Raw genomic sequence first — 19,037 nt, 5'->3', positions numbered from 1 at the left:
ACTATGCGCGAACCTACTCAACGTCGCTCGCCTGCATTGGCATTGGCTGCTAGCGCACTGGGGCTTACCTTTGCCGCACCCATGGCCTGGGCCAACGAAGCGGCCGAGCGTCTCACCGAGCGTCTCGACCCTCTCGAGAACTACCATGCCAGCTTCGAGCAGCGGATTCTCGATGGCAGCGGCCAGCGCCTGCAAAGTGCTCATGGCGAGATGTGGCTGTCACGTCCTGGCTTGCTGCGCTGGGAAGTCGACGCTCCCTATTCGCAAACCGTCGTGTCCGATGGGGAAGACGTTTACCTGTACGACCCGGACCTGGAGCAGGTCACCGTTCAGGCCATGGATGACCGTGTCACGCACACGCCGGCGCTACTGCTTTCCGGAAGTGCCACCGAGCTGACGGCCAGCTACGACGTGTTCTACGAGCAGCAGGATGGCGATGACGTCTTTACGCTGATTCCCACCTCTGCCGATACGCTGTTCGAAGAGCTCAGCATGGTGTTCGACCAGCAAACCCTGACCGAGCTGTGGATGATGGACAGCACCGGGCAGCGTACTTCGATCACCTTCAGCGATATCACCCGCAATGGCAGCATCGACCGCAGCCTGTTCGACTTCGACATCCCGGACGGCACCGACGTCATCCGTGAAGAGTGGTAGGCAGCGTGCTTGCTGTTTAAAACGCTCTTTCCGCTCAGCGTATCTCGCTGAGCGTATCTTGATCAGGCACCTTCGGGTGCCTGATCTGCTTGTTGGTCCTGCTGTGCTCGCCACGCCATGATCTCGGCAAAGCGCTTCTCCTGACCCAGCTCACTGGGTTCGTAAAAGCGGGCGGCCGGTATCTCGTCTGGCCAGCAGTCGTGTGCGCTACCGGCCGGGTAGCCGTGGGGCTCATTATGGGCGTAACGGTAGCCTTGCCCATGGCCCAATTGCTCCATGAGCTTGGTCGGGGCGTTACGCAGGTAGCTGGGGACGTTCAGCTGAGGCTGCTGTGCCACGAACTGTCGAGCACTTTTCCAGGCCTGGTCGATCCGGTTGCTCTTGGGGGCCACCGCCAGGTGAATGGCGGCATGGGCAATGGCGCGCTGGCCTTCGTAATCACCCAGCCGCAGGTAGGCATCCCAGGCGGCGATCACCAGTGGCAGTGCCCGTGGGTCGGCATTGCCCACATCTTCCGAGGCAATGGCCGTCAAACGGCGCACGATATCCAGCGGGTCACCGCCTCCCTGAAGAAAGCGCGCCATGTACAGCAGGGCAGCGTCCGGGCGCGATGAGCGAACCGACTTGTGAATGGCCGAGAGCAGGTCGTAGTAGGCATCCCCCTGTTTGTCGAAGGCGCTGGCCTGATGGCCCACCACGTCGGCCAGTACCGCTTTATGCAGCACTTCATGGCCTTCGACGGTGTCGGTGAAGTCGCAGGCCGTCTCCAGTAGCCCCAGAGCCCGCCGGGCATCGCCAGCGCTGGCGTGGGCCAGCGCTTCCAGCACCCCCGATTCCACCTGAATGCGCCGTTTGCCGAGCCCTCGGCTGTCGCTGTCGAGAGCCTGCTGCATCACCTGCATCAGCTCTTGCTGAGAGAGCGATTTGAGCACGTAGACCCGAGCACGGGAAAGCAGCGCCGAATTCACCTCGAAGGAGGGGTTTTCCGTGGTTGCGCCGATCAGGGTCAGCAGCCCTGACTCCACGTGGGGCAGCAGCGCGTCCTGCTGGCTCTTGTTGAGCCGATGAATTTCGTCCAGAAACAGCAACGTGGGTGTTTGCCGCTGGCGGGCGCCGTCGACCACCAGCCGAATCTCCTTGACCCCGGCCATCACGGCACTCAAATGCTCCAGGTGCGTGTCGGAGGCGCGGGCCAGCAGTTCGGCTAGGGTGGTCTTGCCCACGCCGGGTGGCCCCCAGAGAATCATCGAGCGAACGACACCCGATTCGGCCATGCGGCGCAGCGGCTTGCCTGGCCCCACCAATGCCTGCTGGCCAACGTATTCGTCCAGCGTCAGGGGGCGCATGCGGTAAGCAAGCGGTGCCTCTTCGGTGGATTGAGTATCAAAAAGATCCATGGCAACTTCCGTTGTAAATCGTTACGTTGAACATTCAACGCTTAACAAGTGTCTGTGGTAAATAGCGCTGCGTCAGGCTACCTTTTGGCGTGACTGGGACGTTCGGCGTTGGTTGGTCAAATCCCCAGGCGCAAGACAAGGATTAACGCTAGTGTAGTAGAACCCTGCTCATGGTCGCGTACCTTGGCTTCTGTAGGGGAGGCATGAGGTATGACACTTATCAAAGGAGACGGCACGATGTTAAACCAACTGCGTCTGGATCATGCCAATATGGCGCGCATGCTGCATGTGCTTCAGCTCAGGCATAAAACGCTGGCTGACGGAGAGCGCCCGGATTTTCAACTGATGCGTGAAGTAGTCGACTACATCTTGTCTTACATGGATGGTTTTGCCGCACCTCTAGAGCGGATCTGTGTCGAGCGGCTACAGGTTCAAGCGCCGGAGCATCAGCCGCTGATGACCCAAATGGCCGATGACTACCGTGAGCTCAAGCCTCGGTTGATGCGCCTGTCCCATGATATCGACATGATCCTCATGGACAACATTCTACCCATGGACCGTTTCGCAGACGACCTGAAGGCGTATCTGGAAGCGCACCGCGCCTATCTGCGCCACGAGCGGGAAGGGCTGTTCCCGCTGATCGACCAGCACTTCACCTCCGACGAGCTGGAAGAGCTGCGCCAGGCACTGCCGGATGGCGCGGAGCAGGAGCTGGAACGTCTCCAATTGGCCTACCCTGACCTTTACGCCGAGTTGCGCGGTGCCGAGGTGCCCTCGCTGTAATTCCTGCGTTGCCCCCTTCAGCGCTGGACGGGGCGTGTTAAACTAGCGCCCCGTTTTGATTATCTATGCAAACGTTCATGCAAAGAGGGTAGCGCAGGGTGGGCAACGTATCCCCAATATCGATTGATCGGCCGGATAACCGCTGATGCCAGGCCCCGTACTGGTATTCGACTCTGGTGTGGGCGGGCTGTCCGTGGCTCAGTCGCTGCGTCAGCACTATCCCCATGCCTCGCTGTGTTACGCCTGCGATAATGCCTGGCTTCCTTACGGTCTGCGCGATGACGTCGTGCTGGCCAAACGCATCGTGACCGTTTGCCAGGCCGCCGTGGCCGCCTGCCAGGCCAGCGTGCTGGTGGTGGCGTGTAACACGGCCAGCACGCTGGCGCTGGAAGCGCTGCGTCAGGCGCTGTCGGTGCCGGTGATTGGTACGGTGCCCGCCATCAAACCCGCCGCGCAGGTCAGCACGACGCGCCATATTGGCCTGCTGGCCACCTCGGCCACGGTCAACCGCCCTTACACCCAAGGATTGATCGAAAGCTTCGCCAGCGATTGCCGCGTCACGCGGCTGGCGGCAGACCCGTTGGTGGTGGAAGCCGAAGCCTGGTTGGCGGGCAAGCCGCTGAACGCCGCCCGCATTCAGCAGGCGCTGGCCCCGCTTTGGGAGGCGACCCAGGCGACCCCTGCCCTCGATACCGTGGTATTGGGGTGTACGCACTTTCCGTTGCTGCAGCCGCTGCTGGTGTCGCTCTCCCCCGTGCCGCTGGCCTGGGTGGACTCCGGGGACGCCATCGCGCGGCGCGTTGGACAGGTAGCCGCCACGCTGATCAGCAGCGTGCCGGATGGCCGCTGCTTTACCACGGCGCCCGCCGTTGCCCTGGCCGATGGCATGGCGCGGTACGGTTTCAGTGCCCCCCAGCTGCTCGCGCTGCCCGACGCTGATTAACGGCGAACCGCTGCCGCTAAGTTCAATTTTCCAGTCAATAGGAGCCACCTTGGCCATCCCCTCCGTCGATCCGGCACGCTACGCCGAACAGCTGGCTGACAAACAAGCCTACGTGGAACAGATGTTCGCGGACTTTGCGCCGCCTGGGCTCGAAGTGTATCCCTCGCCCGCCAGCCATTACCGGCAGCGCTGCGAGTTTCGTATCTGGCATGAAGACGATGATCTGTTCTATGCCATGTTCGAGGTCGATCCTGACAACCCCAAACAGAAGCGAGTCATTCGTCTGGACCAGTTTGCCGTGGCCAGCGAACGCATCAACGAGCTGATGCCGCAGTTGCGGGATGCCTTTCTGGCCAGCGATGTGCTGCGCCGTCGGCTGTTTCAGGTGGAGTTTCTGACCACGCTGTCGGGAGAAGCGCTGGTCACACTGATTTACCATCGTCCGCTGGACGACGCCTGGGAAGAGCAGGCGCGCGCCCTGGAAACCGAGCTGGGCATCATGATCATTGGCCGTTCGCGCAAACAGCGCCTGGTGCTCAGCCGTGACCACGTCTGGGAGCGCCTGGAGGTGGATGGTCGTACGCTGCACTATCAGCAGGTCGAAAACAGTTTTACCCAGCCCAATGCGCATATCTGCCAAACGATGTTGAGCTGGGCCCGTGAAGTGACGGCCGGGCATCATCAGGAAGACCTGGTCGAGCTTTATTGCGGAAACGGCAACTTCACCATTGCGCTGGCGGAGAATTTCCGACGCGTGCTGGCCACGGAAATCTCGCGCACCTCGGTGGCCAGCGCCAATGTCAACCTGGAAGCCAACGGGATCAACAACGCGCACGTGGCGCGCATGTCGGCAGAGGAGTTTGCGCTGGCGCTGAAAGGCGAAAAAGTCGGACGGCGAGTGGCGGAGATGGGGCTGGACGATTACCGTTTCTCCACCGTGCTGGTCGACCCGCCCAGAGCCGGGTTGGACGAGCAGAGCTGCGAACAGCTCAGCGAGTACGCGCAAATCGTCTATATTTCATGCAACCCGGTCACGCTTGCCGACAATTTGGCGCAGCTCACCAAAACCCATCAGATCGAGCGTTTTGCCTTGTTCGACCAGTTTCCGTTTACCCATCACTGTGAGTGCGGGGTGCTGTTGACACGGCGTAGCGCTTGAACGCAAGTGTCATGGGCCGCTTGTCAATAGTGCTTATGATGCACAAGCGGCATACACCATGAATAACATGCCAGATGGTTAGGGTGCTGGACGAGGGTAGCGTAAGCTATCTGGTAGCGTGGCCTAAAGGCCTATTGTCCTTCGTTTTTTTGGCCCAGGTTGTGGCCCCAGGCAGTCGAGGTGATGGATGCATTACGTTGCGATTGAAGAGAGTCGGCGGGATCTTTTGAAGCAGCTACAAGAGCGCCTGGAAGCGCGACTGGAGCCTGCGCGAGCGGCGGATGTCGAAGCCTTCGCGCGCCATTTCTACGCGACGGTGCCGGTCGAGGACCTGATCGACCGTCGTCTTGACGACCTCTATGGGGCCACGCTCTCGATCTGGCAGTTTCTCCAGCATCATGACCGTCAACACCCTAAAGTACGTATTTTCAACCCCGATTTCGAAGAGCACGGCTGGCAGTCCAACCACACCTTCGTGGCCGTGCTGCATGAAGACATGCCGTTTCTGGTCGACTCGGTACGTATCGAGCTCAATCGGCGCGGATTGACCGTACATGCCATTCAGAACGCAGTGTTTGCGGTTGCCCGCGATGGCCAGCACCAGCTCAAGGTACTGACCTCGCCCAAGGATGAGCATGCCCCCGAGGCCCGCGAATCCTTGATCGTCATCGAGGTGGATCGTCATACCGATCCTGAATCCCTGGCCAATATCGAGCGCAACCTGCACGAAGTGCTGCGCGACGTGCGCACGGCAGTGGGTGATTACGACGCCATGTGCGGGCAGATCACCTCCGCCATCCAGGAGCTGGAAAAGAACTGTCCGCCGCAGATCGACCCCGACGACCACGAAGAAGCGATTGCGTTTCTCGAGTGGTTGCTGAAGGACAACTTCACGTTCCTGGGGTATGACGAGTATTTGCTGGAAGGCAGCGAGCTGCAGCGTGATCCCAACAGCGTGTTGGGCGTGTTCCGCCTGGACCAGCCCCGCTACCGGGAGCGCATTCGCACCGAAGAGGGGGTGGATGAGCACAATGACTACGTGCTGGTGCCGCAGCTGCTCTCGTTTGCCAAGAGCGCCCATCACTCTCGCGTGCATCGTCCTACGTACCCCGACTACATCACCGTGGACCGCTACGATGATGATGGCAACGTGATCGGCGAGCGTCGCTTCTTTGGTCTGTTCACCGCGACCGTCTATAACGAGTCGCCGCGCAACATTCCGCTACTGCGTCGCAAGCTGAAAGCCGTGACCGACATCGCCGGGTTCAACCCTCAGGGCCACAATGGCAAGCAGCTGCTGCAGGTGCTGGAAGTGTACCCGCGGGATGATCTGTTCCAGATCGGCACCGACGAGCTGGCCACTACCTCACTGGGCATCTTGAACATCCGTGAGCGTCGTCAGGTACGCCTGTTCATCCGCGCCGATGTCAGCGGCAAGTTCTACTCCTGCCTGGTCTTCGTGCCCCGCGACGTGTTCTCGACCGACCTGCGCCAGCGTATTCAGAACATGCTGTGCGACGAGCTGGATGCGCACTTTGGCGATTTCAACACTTACCTCTCCGAATCGGTGCTGGCGCGTATTCAGCTGATCCTGCGCTTCAATGGCGACACGCCCAGCCAGTACGACCTGAAGCGTCTGGAGGGCAAAGTGGCACGGCTGTCGCGCAGCTGGCGTGACGACCTGCACGCGGCCATGATCGAAGGGTTTGGAGAAGAGCGCGCCAACCACCTGCTGGATAATTTCCACGATGCCTTTTCGGCCAGCTACCGCGAAGACTTCAACGCCCGCACGGCGGTGTTCGACATTCAGCACCTGCTGAATCTGGACAATGGCGACACGCTTTCGCTCTCCCTGTATCGTCCGCTGGAAGAGCAGGCAGGGGGCATGAACCTGAAGCTGTTCCATCGCGAATCGCAGATCCCGCTCTCGGACGTGCTGCCGATGATGGAGAATCTCGGCCTGCGGGTGATCGGCGAGCGCCCCTACGACATCAACGCGCCTCAGCAGCGCTACTGGATACACGACTTCGAGCTGGAGCATAGTCAGGGCGCCAATCTGGGCGACATGCGCGACACGTTCAGCGAAGCGTTCAAGCGTATCTGGGCCGGCGAGGCCGATAACGATGCCTTCAATCGCCTGATCGTCGGGGCCGGTCTGGACTGGCGGGAAGTGGCCATGCTGCGCGGCTACGCGCGTTACCTGAAGCAGATTCGCTTTGGCATGTCCCAGGATTACATTGCCGCCACGTTGGCCAACTACCCGGTGATCACCCAGACGCTGGTAGAGCTGTTCCGCCTGCGCTTCGACCCGGCCCAACAGCAGCCCGGCCAGACCGACGACTGTCTGGCGCGTCTGAACGAGCACCTGGAAGGCGTTGCCAGCCTCAATGACGACCAGCTGCTGCGCCGTTTCATGGAGCTGATCCAGGCCACGCTGCGCACCAACTATTACCAGAAGACCGACGCGGGCCGCTTCAAGGATTACATTGCCTACAAACTGGAACCGTCGAAAGTGACCGGTATGCCCAAGCCGCGTCCGGCCTACGAAATTTTCGTCTGCTCGCCACGTGTCGAAGGCGTGCACCTGCGGGGTGGCAAGGTGGCGCGCGGTGGCCTGCGCTGGTCGGATCGCCTGGAAGATTTCCGCACCGAAGTGCTGGGGCTGGTCAAGGCGCAGCAGGTGAAGAACGCGGTCATCGTGCCGGTAGGCGCCAAGGGCGGCTTCGTGTGCAAACGCATGCCTGAAAATGCCGACCGTGAAACCCAGCAGAAAGAGGGCATTGCCTGCTACCAGATCTTCATTCGGGCGCTGCTGGACGTCACCGATAATCTGGTCGGGGGAGAGGTCGTGCCGCCGAAGAACGTGGTGCGCCACGATGACGACGACACCTATCTGGTGGTGGCTGCCGACAAGGGCACCGCAACGTTCTCGGATATCGCCAACGCCATTTCCGTCGAGTATGGCCACTGGCTGGGGGATGCGTTCGCCTCTGGTGGCGCCAATGGCTACGACCACAAGAAAATGGCGATCACCGCACGGGGCGCCTGGGAGTCGGTCAAGCGCCACTTCCGCAACCTGGGCGTGAACACCCAGCAGGACCTGTTTACCGTGGTAGGCATCGGTGACATGGCCGGGGACGTGTTCGGCAACGGCATGCTGCTGTCGGACAAGATCCAGCTGGTGGGGGCGTTCAACCACCTGCATATCTTCGTCGACCCCAACCCTGATGCGGTAGCGGCGTTTGCCGAGCGTCAAAGGCTGTTCGACCTGCCGCGCTCCAGTTGGGAAGATTACAGCGCCGAGCTGATCTCTCAAGGAGGCGGGGTGTTCAGTCGCAGCGCCAAATCCATCGCCATCAGCCCGGAAATGCAGCAGGTGTTCGGAATCACCGAGGCGCGTCTGTCGCCCAATGATCTGATTCGCGCCATGCTCAAGGCCCAGGTCGACCTGATCTGGAACGGCGGTATCGGCACCTACGTGAAAAGCGCCGATGAAACCGATGCCGACGTGGGCGACAAGGCCAACGATGCGCTGCGTATCAACGGCAAGGAGCTGAACTGCCGAGTCGTGGGAGAAGGCGGTAACCTGGGTCTCACCCAGCGTGGCCGGATGGAAGCAGCCGCCAACGGCGTGCGGGTGTACACCGACTTCATCGACAATGCCGGGGGCGTCAACTGCTCCGACCATGAGGTCAATATCAAGATATTGATCGACGAAGTGGTCAAGCATGGCGACATGACCGACAAGCAGCGCAACCAGCTGCTGGCCGACATGACCGACGAAGTGGCCAACCTGGTCATTCTGGACAACTATCGCCAGACCCAGGCGCTGGACCTGTCGGAAATTCTTTCCCATCAGGGCATGGGGCCGTATCGCCGCTTCATCAGCGAACTGGAAGCCGCTGGTCAGATCGACCGCGAGCTGGAGTTCCTGCCCACCGACGAGGTGCTCAAGGAGCGTGCCAGCAGCGACCAGGGCATGCGTTTGCCGGAACTCTCGGTGCTGATCTCCTACGCCAAGAGCACCTTGAAGGGGGATTTGATCAATTCCGAGGTGCCCGACGACCCCTACATCCATCGCCATCTCGAGCGGCTCTTCCCGGCGGTGCTCACCGAGCGCTACCAGGGCGAGATGTACGAGCACCGCCTGAAGCGTGAAATCGTGGCCACTCAGGTCGCCAACGATCTGGTCGACCACATGGGCATCGTCTTCGTGCGCCGCTTGATGGACTCCACCGGCGCCGGCCGGGCCGATATTGCCCGGGCCTACGTGGTCGCCCGCGATGCCTTCAACCTGGCGGACCTGTGGGCGCAAATCGAAGCGCTGGACAACCAGGTCTCCAGCCGGGTGCAGTACTCCATGATGCTGGACCTGATGCGTCTGGTGCGTCGTGCCACCCGCTGGTTCCTGCGTCAGCACCTGGGGCTGTCGACTCAGGACACCATCGAGTACTTCGGGCCGCGTCTGGCCCAGCTGCAGGAGAGCATCGGTGAGCTGCTCAGCGGTGAAGAGCAGCAGGAGTGGCAGGCACGCTGCGACGAACTTCAGCAAGCCGGCGTGCCGGAGTCCCTGGCCGCTACGGTGGCTGCGGCACCGCGCCTGTACGCCAGCCTGGGGATCATTCAGGCGGCTCGCTTGACCAACGAGAAGCCCCAGCGGGTGGCGGAAGTCTTCCACGAGATTGGCAGCCGTCTGGAGCTACCGTGGATGATCCAGCAGGTCACCCAGCTGGAAGTGCGCGATGCCTGGCAGGCACAGGCCCGTGAAACCTTCCGTGACGATATCGATCGCCAGCAGCTGGCGCTGACCACCAGCGTATTGAAGCTGGAAGCGGGCAGCCGCGACACCCAGGAGCGCGTGGCCCAGTGGCTGGAGCAGCACGCCGAGCTGCACCGTCGCTGGTGCCGCTTGATCGAAGAGGTCCGTAGCGGCAGCGAAGGCGGTTTTGCCCTGTTTGCGGTCGCCGTCCGTGAGCTGGTGGACCTGGCCGAGAGCGACAGCGAAGCCTGACGCCTGACGAAAGGCCCACTCAAGGCCGCGCCCTGGTTCACCAGGGCGCGGCCTTTTCATTCTGCCTCGCTGGGCCAAGTGCGTTATACTGCGGCCGCCTCGCCAACAGCCCATCGCCCAGGAGTGTCTCGCTGATGTATACCCTTGCCCGCTCGCTCATGTTCCGCCTGGATGCGGAAACGTCCCACGGTCTGGCGCTTGGCGCGCTGGATACGCTGCACCGAGTCGGTGGCGTGAAGCGGCTGTATGGCGAGCCGATCAGCGACCCGGTCGAGCTGATGGGGCTGCGCTTTGCCAATCGCGTCGGCCTGGCAGCCGGGCTGGACAAGAATGCCGATCACCTGGATGCCCTGGGTGAGCTGGGCTTTGGGTTCGTGGAAGTGGGCACCGTCACGCCGAAAGCGCAGCCGGGAAACCCCAGGCCGCGTCTGTTTCGCCTGGCCGAACACGGGGCCATCATCAACCGCTTCGGCTTCAACAACAAAGGCGTCGAGCACCTGGTGGCACAGGTCAAGAAGCGCCACTATGGCGGTATCGTAGGCATCAACATCGGCAAGAATTTGACCACCTCGGTGGAGCAGGCGCTGGATGACTACCTGCTGTGTCTCGACGCCGTGCATGGGGTGGCCGATTATATCGCGGTCAATATCTCGTCGCCCAACACGCCGGGGCTGCGCACGCTGCAGTTCGGCGAGCAGTTGGATGCACTGCTGGGGCCGATTCGTGCCCGCAGCCAATCGCTGGACGACGCGCTGGGTCGCAAGGTGCCGCTGCTGGTGAAGATTGCCCCCGACATGAACGCAGAGGAAGTGGCGCTGGTGGCGGGCAGTATTTCTCTCAATAGGTTGGATGGGGTGATCGCCACCAATACCACGGTGTCTCGTGAGGCCGTTCAGCAGGACCCCCAGGCGCAGGAAGCCGGTGGGTTATCGGGCCGACCGGTGTTCGAGGCTTCCAATACGGTCATCCGGCTGCTGCGTGCCGAACTGCCTGACCTGCCGATCATCGGCGTGGGCGGCATCGACAGCGCGGCGGCAGCGCAAGCGAAAATCGAGGCAGGTGCCGACCTAGTGCAGCTCTATTCAGGCTTGATTTATCAGGGGCCGACGCTGGTGAAACAGTGTGCCGAGGCGCTCAAGGAGCAGGCTTCTGCCCACTGACAGGACAAGCGCGGGGGAGAGGTGGGCAATAAAGGGGGTAGGCAATAAAAAGCCCGCTGGCTAGCGGGCTCCGTACTCCAAATGTCCGTGTAAAAGGTAAATAAATCAGGTCATGACCATGGGGTTTTTATGGATGCCGGAAACGCCGACCATGCCATCCCACTGGTCTCCGCGACCTTCACGCCAACCGCTCATCCAGTACTCGCGTAAATTGACATCTTGACTGGGGCAATCATCACGGGAGCGACCCGTAATACCCGCTTTATAGCCGTGAACATAAGCCCGCTGGAAGCGATCACGTTTTTGTCGTTTCATTGGCTAACCTCTTTTCACGAAAACCTTTGATAAGAAGCAAATGGCCAGCAAACGGGCAGCTCATTGTCTACCGAGCTCCTTTCAAGCGTCATCACGACGCCGACCATTGCTGCCAACTCTGCTTCGAGAGGTGACTTCAAGTCCAAGAGTGAGTCTTCGCCAGTACCTTGGTGTCTAGCACTCACGTGCTGAACAGGTAAAGCCGCCGACTCGACAAGCCGTGGGTCGTTACAGGAGTCTCCTTGCGGAAGTGCACAGTAATGACCCAGACAAGCAACGCATGCGTTTTTAGTAGCTACCCTTTTATTGATAGACCATCATGGGGTCACTTGTCGACCATCAAATTGTCATAAGACGTAAACTCATTTGACATATACAGGAATATCGCGCGGTGACGCGCGGCGAAGAACATGACCGAGCTGAGCCAAACACCCTCTTTGAATCTGCTGGCCACCTGCCCCAAAGGCATCGAAGGCCTGCTGGCAGACGAGCTGCAAGCGCTGGGCGCCGAGCCTGGTAAAACCACCGTGGCCGGTGTCTATTTCACTGCCGACCAGGCCACCGCCTATCGGGTCTGCCTGTGGTCGCGACTAGCCAACCGCGTCATTCTGCTGCTGGCCCGGGAAAGCATGATCGAGACCGCCGAGCAGGTGCGCGATGTGGTAGCACGCATTGCCTGGCGTCAGCATCTTGCACCAGGACGCACCCTGGCGGTGGATTTTCATGGCCGTAGCGAGCACATTCGCCACACCCGGTTTGGCGCGCAAACCGTCAAGGACGGGGTGGTGGACTCGCTGCAGCTCTCGGGGCAGGAGCGCCCCAATGTGGATACCAAAACGCCAGACCTGCGCCTTTATGCGCACCTGCATCGCGCCAACCTGAGCCTGGGTATCGACCTCTCCGGCGAGAGCCTTCATCGGCGCGGCTACCGGCGTGACGTCGGGCATGCGCCGCTCAAGGAGAACCTGGCCGCTGCCTTGCTGGTACGTGCAGGCTGGCCCGAGCGCGCCAAGGCTGGCGAGCCTTTGCTGGACCCTTTGTGCGGGGCTGGCACCCTGCTGATCGAGGCCGCATTGATGGCCGCCGACCAGGCCCCCAACCTCAACCGTGAGCGTTTCGGCTTTCATGGCTGGGCGGGGCATGAGCCTGCGCTCTGGAGTGAGCTCAAGCGCGAAGCCGAAGCGCGGGCGTCGATTGGCCGCAAGCGCTGCAGGAACCCACTGATCGGCTTTGACCAAAGCCCTGCAGCGCTGAGTGCCGCCAAGTCGAACGCTATGCGCGCGGGCATTCCTGCGCTGATCAGCCTGCATGGCCAAAGTCTGGCTCAGCTCACTCGCCCCGTCGACCTCACCGCAGAGCAGGGCCTGTTGATCACCAACCCGCCCTACGGCGAGCGTTTGGGCGAATTGCCGGAACTGGTCAGGCTCTATGCCCAGCTTGGGGAAAAGGCCAAGGCGTTGTTCCCCGGCTGGATGCTGGCGCTGTTCACCGGCAATCCCGACCTGGGGCATCGCCTGGGGCTGCGCGCCCATAAGCAGTATGCGCTGAAGAATGGTGCGCTGGATGCCAAGCTGCTGATGATGCAGATCGGCGCAGCCAGGGAGTCTGCCGTGCCCAGCGATTCCGCCACGACAGAGGCCCTGGCGCCGGAACGGCCTGCCAAGCCAGCGGTGTCGGAAAATGCCCAGATGTTTGCCAATCGCTTGGCAAAGAATCAGAAACGCCTGAAAAAGTGGCTCAAGCAGAGCGGTGAAACCTGCTATCGCCTCTACGATGCCGATATGCCGGAGTATGCGCTGGCCATCGACCGCTATGGCGATCGCGTTCACGTGCAGGAGTATGCCGCGCCGGGCTCCGTGAACCCTGCTCAGGCACAAAAGCGGCTGTTCGACGCGCTGGAAGTGCTGCCTGAGGCGCTGGACGTGGACCCCAGCAAGATTTATGTGAAGCGTCGTGAGCGGCAAACCGGCGCCGCCCAGTACCAGAAGCGCGATGCCAGCGGTGAGCGTTTCGAAGTGCGTGAGGGGAGTGCGCGGCTGTGGGTCAACCTGCGCGACTACCTGGACACCGGGCTGTTTCTCGACCACCGCCCCGTGCGGCGTATGCTGGGCGACATGGCCAGCGGCAAGCGCTTCCTGAACCTGTTCTGCTACACGGCCACGGCTACCGTACAGGCGGCGCTAGGCGGGGCCAGCGACAGCGTCAGCGTCGACATGTCCAACACCTACCTGGAGTGGGCCAGAGACAACTTCAGCCTGAACCAGCTGGATCACCGGCGGCACCGGGTGGTCAGGGACGACTGCTTCCGCTGGCTGGAAACGGCCAATGCCGATTTCGACCTGATCTTCATGGACCCGCCGACGTTCTCGAACTCCAAGAAGATGCGCGATACGCTGGATATCCAGCGGGATCACCCAAGGCTGGTCGAGCTGGCCATGGCGCGCCTGGCGCCGGGTGGCGTGCTGGTGTTCTCGAATAACCAGCGGCGTTTCAAGCTGGACGATGCGCTGGTGCAGCGCTACGCAGTGGAGGAGATCACCGCGCGCACCTTCGACCCGGATTTCCAGCGTCGTACCAACCTGCATCACGTCTTTTTGATCAAGAGCCGAGCCGATGATTAAACTCTCCATCTACACCACTCTGGGCTGCCACCTGTGCGCTCAACTCGAAGCGCTGGTGACCACCCTGGCCAACCAGCCAGTGGACTTGCGGCGCATCGAAATCAGCGAAGACGACGCGCTGGTCGAGCGCTACGGCGTGCGTATACCGGTGTTGCTGGATGAGCAGGGCGAAGAGCTGGACCGGGGCTTCGACCTGGCGCGGCTGAGCCAATGGCTGGAGCAGCGAGGCTGGCTGGACGAAGCGGCGCTGGCGACCCTGACCAACCCGCCAGCCCCGACGCCCCCAGTGGGGGCGCACCAGCGTAATGGGCGTCGGTTTCTGGGGTAGGCGTGCCTACAGCACGTCCAGCAGCGACAGCTGGCGCATGGCCTCTTGGCCTTCGGGGGTGTGGTCGGCGGCTTCCAGTACCTTGCGAAAGCCTCGCGAGGTCTGGATGGTGGACTCGTCCTCCAGCCACATCTGTGCCTGCGCCAAGGTGTCGGCCAACTGATGTTTCAGCCCGCCAAACTGGGTGCCGATCTGCCCCCAGGCGCGGCTGAAAATCCAGTCGCCGAACATATCCTGGTGAATGTGCACCAACACATAGTCATGGTCGGTTTCCCAGCGTACGATCACACCCATCTCCTTAACGCCATCATGTTCACGCCTGCACAGCAAGCCGTTGCGGGCGTATTGTAAAGCCCGGAAATCAAAACGCCTATGAAACTTGTCATCGATGCCAACATCCCCGCCGCCGACGCGTGCTTTGGCGGGCTGGGCACCTTGCACCGCCTGCCCGGGCGCGAGATTCGCGCAGCCGACGTGGCCGATGCCGACGCGCTCATCGTGCGCTCCATCACCCGGGTCGATGAGGCCTTGCTGGCCAACAGCCGTGTTGCTTTCGTCGGCACCTGCACCATCGGCACCGATCATATCGACTTGAACTACCTCTCAGCCCAGGGCATCGGGTTTGCCAGTGCGCCTGGCTGCAATGCCGACGCTGTGGTGGACTATGTGCTCAGCAGCCTGTTGACCGTGAGCGAGCGGGAAGGGTGGCCGCTGCTGTCGCGCCGTGTGGGAGTCGTCGGGGCCGGTAACGTCGGCAGCCGCTTGCTGACGCGGCTGAGCGCGCTGGGCATGGAAGTGCTGGTATGTGACCCGCCCCGCGCCGAGCAGGAAGGCCCTGAGGGCTTCGTGGACCTGGATACCCTGATCGAGCAATGCGATGTCATTTGCCTGCATACGCCGCTGGTCAAGCACGGCCCCCACGCGACGTACCATTTGTTGAGCGCCGAGCGGCTCCAGGAACTGGCCCCGCAAACGGTGCTGGTCAACGCCGGGCGCGGGGACTGCATCGATGGGCTGGCACTGCGCAGCCGCCTGGCAGGCAAGGGCGACATCACCGCCATTCTCGATGTGTGGGAAGACGAGCCGGGCATCGATGCCGGCCTGAGGGATCTGGTGGCCCTGGCAACCCCGCACATTGCCGGCCATAGCCTGGACGGCAAGCTGCGCGGCACCTGGATGATTCAGCAGGCGCTGGCCAAACATTTCAATATGGCTGCTGGGCCTGCATTCGCCGATATCTGCCCACCACCAGCGCTTGCCTCGCTGACGCTACAAGCCCCTTTGACACCTGAAGAGGCCCTTGAACTGTGTATTCGCGCGGTGTACGACATTCGTCGTGACCACGACACGCTCGTTCGCAAGACGCATCTTTTCGGCACGGCTAAAGGCTTCGACGATTGTCGGGCGAACTACCCGTTACGGCGTGAGTTCGCCTCGCTGACGGTTCGGCTGTCGGGGCAGGCGCAACCCCTCGAGAGCCTGCTGAGAGGGGCGGGATTTAGCGTAATGTTAGAATAAAAACCTACTGGTGGGGCTATGCATGTCTCTTTACACTGGCTAAAGCGAACTATATTTACCGAGAAGGCACATAAACGCAGTGACGCTAGGGGGCAATAATGATACTACCTACAGAATCCATTGGCAGTATTCCCCGTTCAGAGAAGCTGATGGAAGCGCAGCGGCGCTTTGACGCTGGCGACATCGACAAGCCCACCATGGAGGCGTTTTATTACGAAGCCATCCAGCAAACGATCAGAGAACTCGAGGCGACAGGCTCTCCTATCATCACCGACGGCGAACAACGTAAATCCCATAGTTTCGCAACCTATTCGGTAGAGGGCGGGAAGAACTTCGCGCCGGATGGCCTCGAAATCCCCTTCAGCGACGGTCATGTACGGCGTTTGCCCCGTTTGACGGCTGGGCCATTTCGCTATGCCTTGTCTGCTGCTGACACGCTTTCGCTGAGCATGCCGCTCACGAGCTTGCCCATGAAGCAGGCCATTATTTCAGCCTCGGCGCTGAGTCTCATGTATCCCGTCAACGAACTCGAAGGCTACGACCGCGAAACGTTTCTGAACGATCTGATCGATGAGCAGGAAAAGGAGATTCGAGGCTGTTTCGATGTGGGTGCACAAAAGGTGCAGATCGACTTCACCGAAGGGCGATTGGCACTCAAACTCGATCCCAGTGGGAGCGTATTGAGCAGTTTCATCGAACTCAATAACCGCGTACTGGAGAGGTTCTCCAAGGACGAACGCCAGCGCATCGGTGTTCATACCTGCCCCGGGGCCGATCAGGACTGCACACATAGCGCCGATGTGGATTATGCCGAGCTTTTGCCAAGCCTTTTCGAACTCAAGGCCGGCAACTTTTATATTGCGATGGCCGGAGAGTCCAACCCGGAACGCGCGCTCAAGATTGTCGCGCGCTATTTGAAGCCTTGGCAACGCGCCTTCATTGGTGTCATCGACGTCAATCATCCGCGTATCGAAACGCCGGAAGAGGTGTGCGAACGGGTCCTTCAGGCCGCACGTTTCATTCCCCTTGAGCAGCTTGGCACCACTGACGACTGCGGTTTCTCACCATTTTGCGACGATGTGTCCACCTCCCGTGAAACGGCTTACGCCAAAATTCGTGCACGCGTGGAGGGAACGGCCATGGCACGAGAGCAACTGACGTCCCCACGGATGGCTTGAATGGGGGGCTCGTTATCCCAAAGCGTCGCCGTTTTTGATGCCCATGGTCGCTTGATCGACTGGAACTCAGGGTTTATCGAAGAGTTTGGCGATGCCGTCAAGGTGCTAGGCAAGGGCGCCAGCGCGCGCGATATTTACAATGCTTGCCTGCTGCCTGAGCGAGCCCTGGATCTCACCTGGGCGTTAGACGGTGCGCCACCGCCGCCGTTCGAGTATATCAATCACCGTCGTCGGCTTTTGGTCACTCAAAGCCTGGGGGGCAGTGGCCATGTCTTTCGCGTGGCTCATGATATGCAAGGCTCGCCCCCTCTTCATCCGGCGATGCTCGATGAAAGCGCCGAGCTTTTACGCTCTACGGCGCTCAGGATCTCTGCAGCGATCATCAAGCGCCGTGAGCAGGAAACCCTGCGCCTTCATGAGCTGGCGCTCAAAGATGAGCTGACTGGAGTGGCCAATCGGCGTTACTTCAATACATTGCTGGATATCGAATGGCAGCGCTGCCGACAGGGAAGCTTGCCGATGTCGATGATCTTCATCGATATAGACTTCTTCAAGCACTACAACGATTTCTATGGACATCCCAGTGGAGACGAATGTCTCAAAGTCATCGCAGCAACATTGGCGGCGAACTTGACTCGGCCGGATGGCCTGGTCGCCCGCTACGGGGGGGAAGAGTTTACCTGTTTGCTGCCGGGCACTGATCTGGCCGAGGCGACGCGCAAGGCCGTCGAGCTCGAGTTGGCCGTCAGGGCGCTGGCCATGGAGCATAAAAAATCGCTGGTTGCTCCAGTGGTCACCATTAGCCTGGGGGTCGCTACGGCGCTTTCTTTGAAGGATCATCCTTCATCGATGCTGGTACGTGCCGCAGATCAGCAGCTTTACGCAGCCAAGGCGGCGGGCAGGGGATGTGTGCGTGCGTCGCTTTCTGACAACGCAGTATTTCCGAATCAGAGATGGGTCTGAAACGTTACGGCGACCTTGAGACTTGCGTATCAAGGTCGCCGTGGTGCTAAGAAACCGGCGTGGCTAGCAACATCACTGACGGTAGGCGGCTTCTTTCAGGGCGCGAATGCGGTCGTCCAGCGGTGGGTGGCTGGCGAACATGCGCTCCATCAGCGAGCGGGTCTGGCCTTTGGTGATGGCCATGGCGCGCATCTGGTCGGGCATCTGGTCGGGCATTTCGGTTTCGGCCTTCAGGCGTGCCAGGGCGTTGACCATGGCGCCGGTGCCCGCCAGGCGTGCACCCGCTTCGTCGGCGCGGTATTCGCGGTAGCGCGAGAACCACGCCACGATGGCCGACGCAATGATGCCAAACACGATCTCGGCAATCATGACCACGGCAAAATAACCCATGAAGCCCAGACCGCCTTCACCGTCGCTGCGGCTTTTCAGGAAGGTGTCGATCAGGTGGGCGACGGCACGGGCAAAGAACATCACGAAGGTGTTCACCACGCCCTGGATCAGCGCCAGGGTGACCATGTCACCGTTGGCCACGTGGCCAATCTCGTGGGCCAGTACCGCGCGGACCTCTTCGGGGCGCATGCGGTTGAGCAGGCCCGCCGAGACGGCTACCAGCGAGTCGTTCTTGTTCCAGCCGGTAGCAAACGCATTGGACTGCTGGGCCGGGAAAATGCCCACTTCGGGGGTCTTGATCCCGGCTTCACGGGAAAGCTCGGCCACGGTGTCCACCAGCCACTTTTCGGTGGCATTCGAGGGCGTTTCGATGATCACCGTGCCCGTGGAGCGCTTGGCCAGCCATTTGGACATGAACAGCGAGATGATCGAGCCCGCCATGCCGACGATGAAGCAGAACAGCAGCAGGCCAGTGAAGTTGATTCCCTGGCTGCGCAGATAGCCCTCGACGCCGAACAGGCGCAGCGTAAAGCTGGCCACCAGTACGACGGCGAGGTTGGTCGCCAGAAACAGCATAATTCGCATCATGGGTGGGTTTCTCCCTTCAGGTTTAT

Annotated in this window: 15 protein-coding genes; 11 read left to right on the top strand and 4 right to left on the bottom strand. The window is 61.0% G+C overall.

The features are described from left to right. The first annotated feature begins 3 nt into the window (after positions 1-3). Positions 4-657 carry an outer membrane lipoprotein chaperone LolA gene (gene lolA, locus FEU76_RS06825; RefSeq protein ID WP_016914486.1) on the top strand — a complete coding sequence of 218 codons (654 nt, stop codon included), beginning with the start codon at positions 4-6 and terminating at the stop codon, positions 655-657. Positions 658-719: 62 nt separating this feature from the next. Here lolA and FEU76_RS06820 read toward each other — a convergent pair whose 3' ends face one another. Then, the gene (locus FEU76_RS06820) at positions 720-2,054 is read right to left on the bottom strand and encodes a replication-associated recombination protein A (protein WP_144981601.1); all 1,335 of its coding nucleotides are present in this window, start codon (positions 2,052-2,054) and stop codon (positions 720-722) included. 237 nt (positions 2,055-2,291) lie between these two features. On the opposite strand from FEU76_RS06820, the gene FEU76_RS06815 reads away from it, so the two are divergent. The 5 genes from FEU76_RS06815 to FEU76_RS06795 all read left to right on the top strand — a co-directional run bounded on the left by FEU76_RS06815 (position 2,292) and on the right by FEU76_RS06795 (position 11,110). Beyond that, on the top strand, positions 2,292-2,837 hold the full coding sequence (locus tag FEU76_RS06815) for a hemerythrin domain-containing protein (RefSeq protein WP_039176212.1): 546 nt from the start codon (positions 2,292-2,294) through the stop codon (positions 2,835-2,837). A gap of 145 nt (positions 2,838-2,982) precedes the next feature. Next, entirely contained in the window at positions 2,983-3,780 is a 798-nt protein-coding gene (murI, locus tag FEU76_RS06810) for a glutamate racemase (RefSeq protein ID WP_144981598.1), read from the top strand. A gap of 49 nt (positions 3,781-3,829) precedes the next feature. Beyond that, positions 3,830-4,939, top strand: a complete 1,110-nt coding sequence (gene trmA / locus FEU76_RS06805) for a tRNA (uridine(54)-C5)-methyltransferase TrmA (protein WP_144981595.1) — start codon at positions 3,830-3,832, stop codon at positions 4,937-4,939. A gap of 187 nt (positions 4,940-5,126) precedes the next feature. After that, positions 5,127-9,950, top strand: a complete 4,824-nt coding sequence (locus FEU76_RS06800) for an NAD-glutamate dehydrogenase (RefSeq protein ID WP_144981592.1) — start codon at positions 5,127-5,129, stop codon at positions 9,948-9,950. A gap of 134 nt (positions 9,951-10,084) precedes the next feature. Next, positions 10,085-11,110 (top strand): quinone-dependent dihydroorotate dehydrogenase, encoded by a 1,026-nt coding sequence (locus FEU76_RS06795; protein ID WP_096922604.1) that lies wholly within the window; start codon positions 10,085-10,087, stop codon positions 11,108-11,110. A 105-nt stretch (positions 11,111-11,215) separates the two neighbouring features. Here the strand turns inward: FEU76_RS06795 and rmf are convergent, their stop codons facing one another. Next, positions 11,216-11,425, bottom strand: coding sequence for a ribosome modulation factor (gene rmf, locus FEU76_RS06790; protein WP_039176196.1), 210 nt, complete (start codon positions 11,423-11,425; stop codon positions 11,216-11,218). A 410-nt stretch (positions 11,426-11,835) separates the two neighbouring features. Between rmf and rlmKL the strand changes: the two genes are divergently transcribed. Both rlmKL and FEU76_RS06780 read left to right on the top strand, forming a co-directional pair. Continuing rightward, the gene (gene rlmKL, locus FEU76_RS06785; RefSeq protein WP_144981590.1) at positions 11,836-14,046 is read left to right on the top strand and encodes a bifunctional 23S rRNA (guanine(2069)-N(7))-methyltransferase RlmK/23S rRNA (guanine(2445)-N(2))-methyltransferase RlmL; all 2,211 of its coding nucleotides are present in this window, start codon (positions 11,836-11,838) and stop codon (positions 14,044-14,046) included. Continuing rightward, complete coding sequence (locus FEU76_RS06780; RefSeq protein ID WP_144981587.1) at positions 14,039-14,374, top strand: glutaredoxin family protein; 336 nt, start codon at positions 14,039-14,041, stop codon at positions 14,372-14,374. The genes rlmKL and FEU76_RS06780 overlap by 8 nt, the downstream gene beginning before the upstream one ends. Before the next feature lie 6 nt (positions 14,375-14,380). Here FEU76_RS06780 and FEU76_RS06775 read toward each other — a convergent pair whose 3' ends face one another. Further along, a complete protein-coding gene (locus FEU76_RS06775) occupies positions 14,381-14,662 on the bottom strand; it encodes a hypothetical protein (RefSeq protein WP_039176935.1) in 282 nt (93 codons plus the stop codon). A gap of 84 nt (positions 14,663-14,746) precedes the next feature. Here FEU76_RS06775 and pdxB point away from each other — a divergent pair, with 84 nt between their 5' ends. From pdxB to FEU76_RS06760, 3 genes are all read left to right on the top strand, one after another. Beyond that, entirely contained in the window at positions 14,747-15,892 is a 1,146-nt protein-coding gene (gene pdxB / locus FEU76_RS06770; RefSeq protein WP_144981584.1) for a 4-phosphoerythronate dehydrogenase PdxB, read from the top strand. 98 nt (positions 15,893-15,990) lie between these two features. Beyond that, the gene (locus FEU76_RS06765) at positions 15,991-17,070 is read left to right on the top strand and encodes a cobalamin-independent methionine synthase II family protein (protein ID WP_144981581.1); all 1,080 of its coding nucleotides are present in this window, start codon (positions 15,991-15,993) and stop codon (positions 17,068-17,070) included. Further along, positions 17,071-18,033: a GGDEF domain-containing protein gene (locus FEU76_RS06760; RefSeq protein ID WP_144981578.1), complete on the top strand. Its 963-nt coding sequence runs from the start codon at positions 17,071-17,073 to the stop codon at positions 18,031-18,033. It abuts the gene before it with no gap. Between the two features lie 72 nt (positions 18,034-18,105). Here the strand turns inward: FEU76_RS06760 and htpX are convergent, their stop codons facing one another. Next, positions 18,106-19,011: a protease HtpX gene (htpX, locus tag FEU76_RS06755; protein ID WP_039176182.1), complete on the bottom strand. Its 906-nt coding sequence runs from the start codon at positions 19,009-19,011 to the stop codon at positions 18,106-18,108. Positions 19,012-19,037 lie beyond the last annotated feature (26 nt).

Origin of the sequence: Halomonas sp. C22, from assembly GCF_007655045.1 — a bacterium.
GTDB lineage: Bacteria > Pseudomonadota > Gammaproteobacteria > Pseudomonadales > Halomonadaceae > Vreelandella > Vreelandella hamiltonii.
The sequence above is the reverse complement of the archived record's forward strand: the minus strand, read 5'-3'. Positions and strand labels throughout refer to the sequence as shown.

What these genes read in the sequence shown, in the direction of transcription:
- lolA (WP_016914486.1), top strand. Translation starts at nt 4, where the DNA reads ATGCGCGAACCTACTCAACGTCGCTCGCCTGCATTGGCATTGGCTGCT.
- FEU76_RS06820 (WP_144981601.1), bottom strand. Translation starts at nt 2,054, where the DNA reads ATGGATCTTTTTGATACTCAATCCACCGAAGAGGCACCGCTTGCTTAC.
- FEU76_RS06815 (WP_039176212.1), top strand. Translation starts at nt 2,292, where the DNA reads ATGTTAAACCAACTGCGTCTGGATCATGCCAATATGGCGCGCATGCTG.
- murI (WP_144981598.1), top strand. Translation starts at nt 2,983, where the DNA reads ATGCCAGGCCCCGTACTGGTATTCGACTCTGGTGTGGGCGGGCTGTCC.
- FEU76_RS06800 (WP_144981592.1), top strand. Translation starts at nt 5,127, where the DNA reads ATGCATTACGTTGCGATTGAAGAGAGTCGGCGGGATCTTTTGAAGCAG.
- FEU76_RS06795 (WP_096922604.1), top strand. Translation starts at nt 10,085, where the DNA reads ATGTATACCCTTGCCCGCTCGCTCATGTTCCGCCTGGATGCGGAAACG.
- rmf (WP_039176196.1), bottom strand. Translation starts at nt 11,425, where the DNA reads ATGAAACGACAAAAACGTGATCGCTTCCAGCGGGCTTATGTTCACGGC.
- rlmKL (WP_144981590.1), top strand. Translation starts at nt 11,836, where the DNA reads ATGACCGAGCTGAGCCAAACACCCTCTTTGAATCTGCTGGCCACCTGC.
- FEU76_RS06780 (WP_144981587.1), top strand. Translation starts at nt 14,039, where the DNA reads ATGATTAAACTCTCCATCTACACCACTCTGGGCTGCCACCTGTGCGCT.
- pdxB (WP_144981584.1), top strand. Translation starts at nt 14,747, where the DNA reads ATGAAACTTGTCATCGATGCCAACATCCCCGCCGCCGACGCGTGCTTT.
- FEU76_RS06765 (WP_144981581.1), top strand. Translation starts at nt 15,991, where the DNA reads ATGATACTACCTACAGAATCCATTGGCAGTATTCCCCGTTCAGAGAAG.
- FEU76_RS06760 (WP_144981578.1), top strand. Translation starts at nt 17,071, where the DNA reads ATGGGGGGCTCGTTATCCCAAAGCGTCGCCGTTTTTGATGCCCATGGT.
- htpX (WP_039176182.1), bottom strand. Translation starts at nt 19,011, where the DNA reads ATGATGCGAATTATGCTGTTTCTGGCGACCAACCTCGCCGTCGTACTG.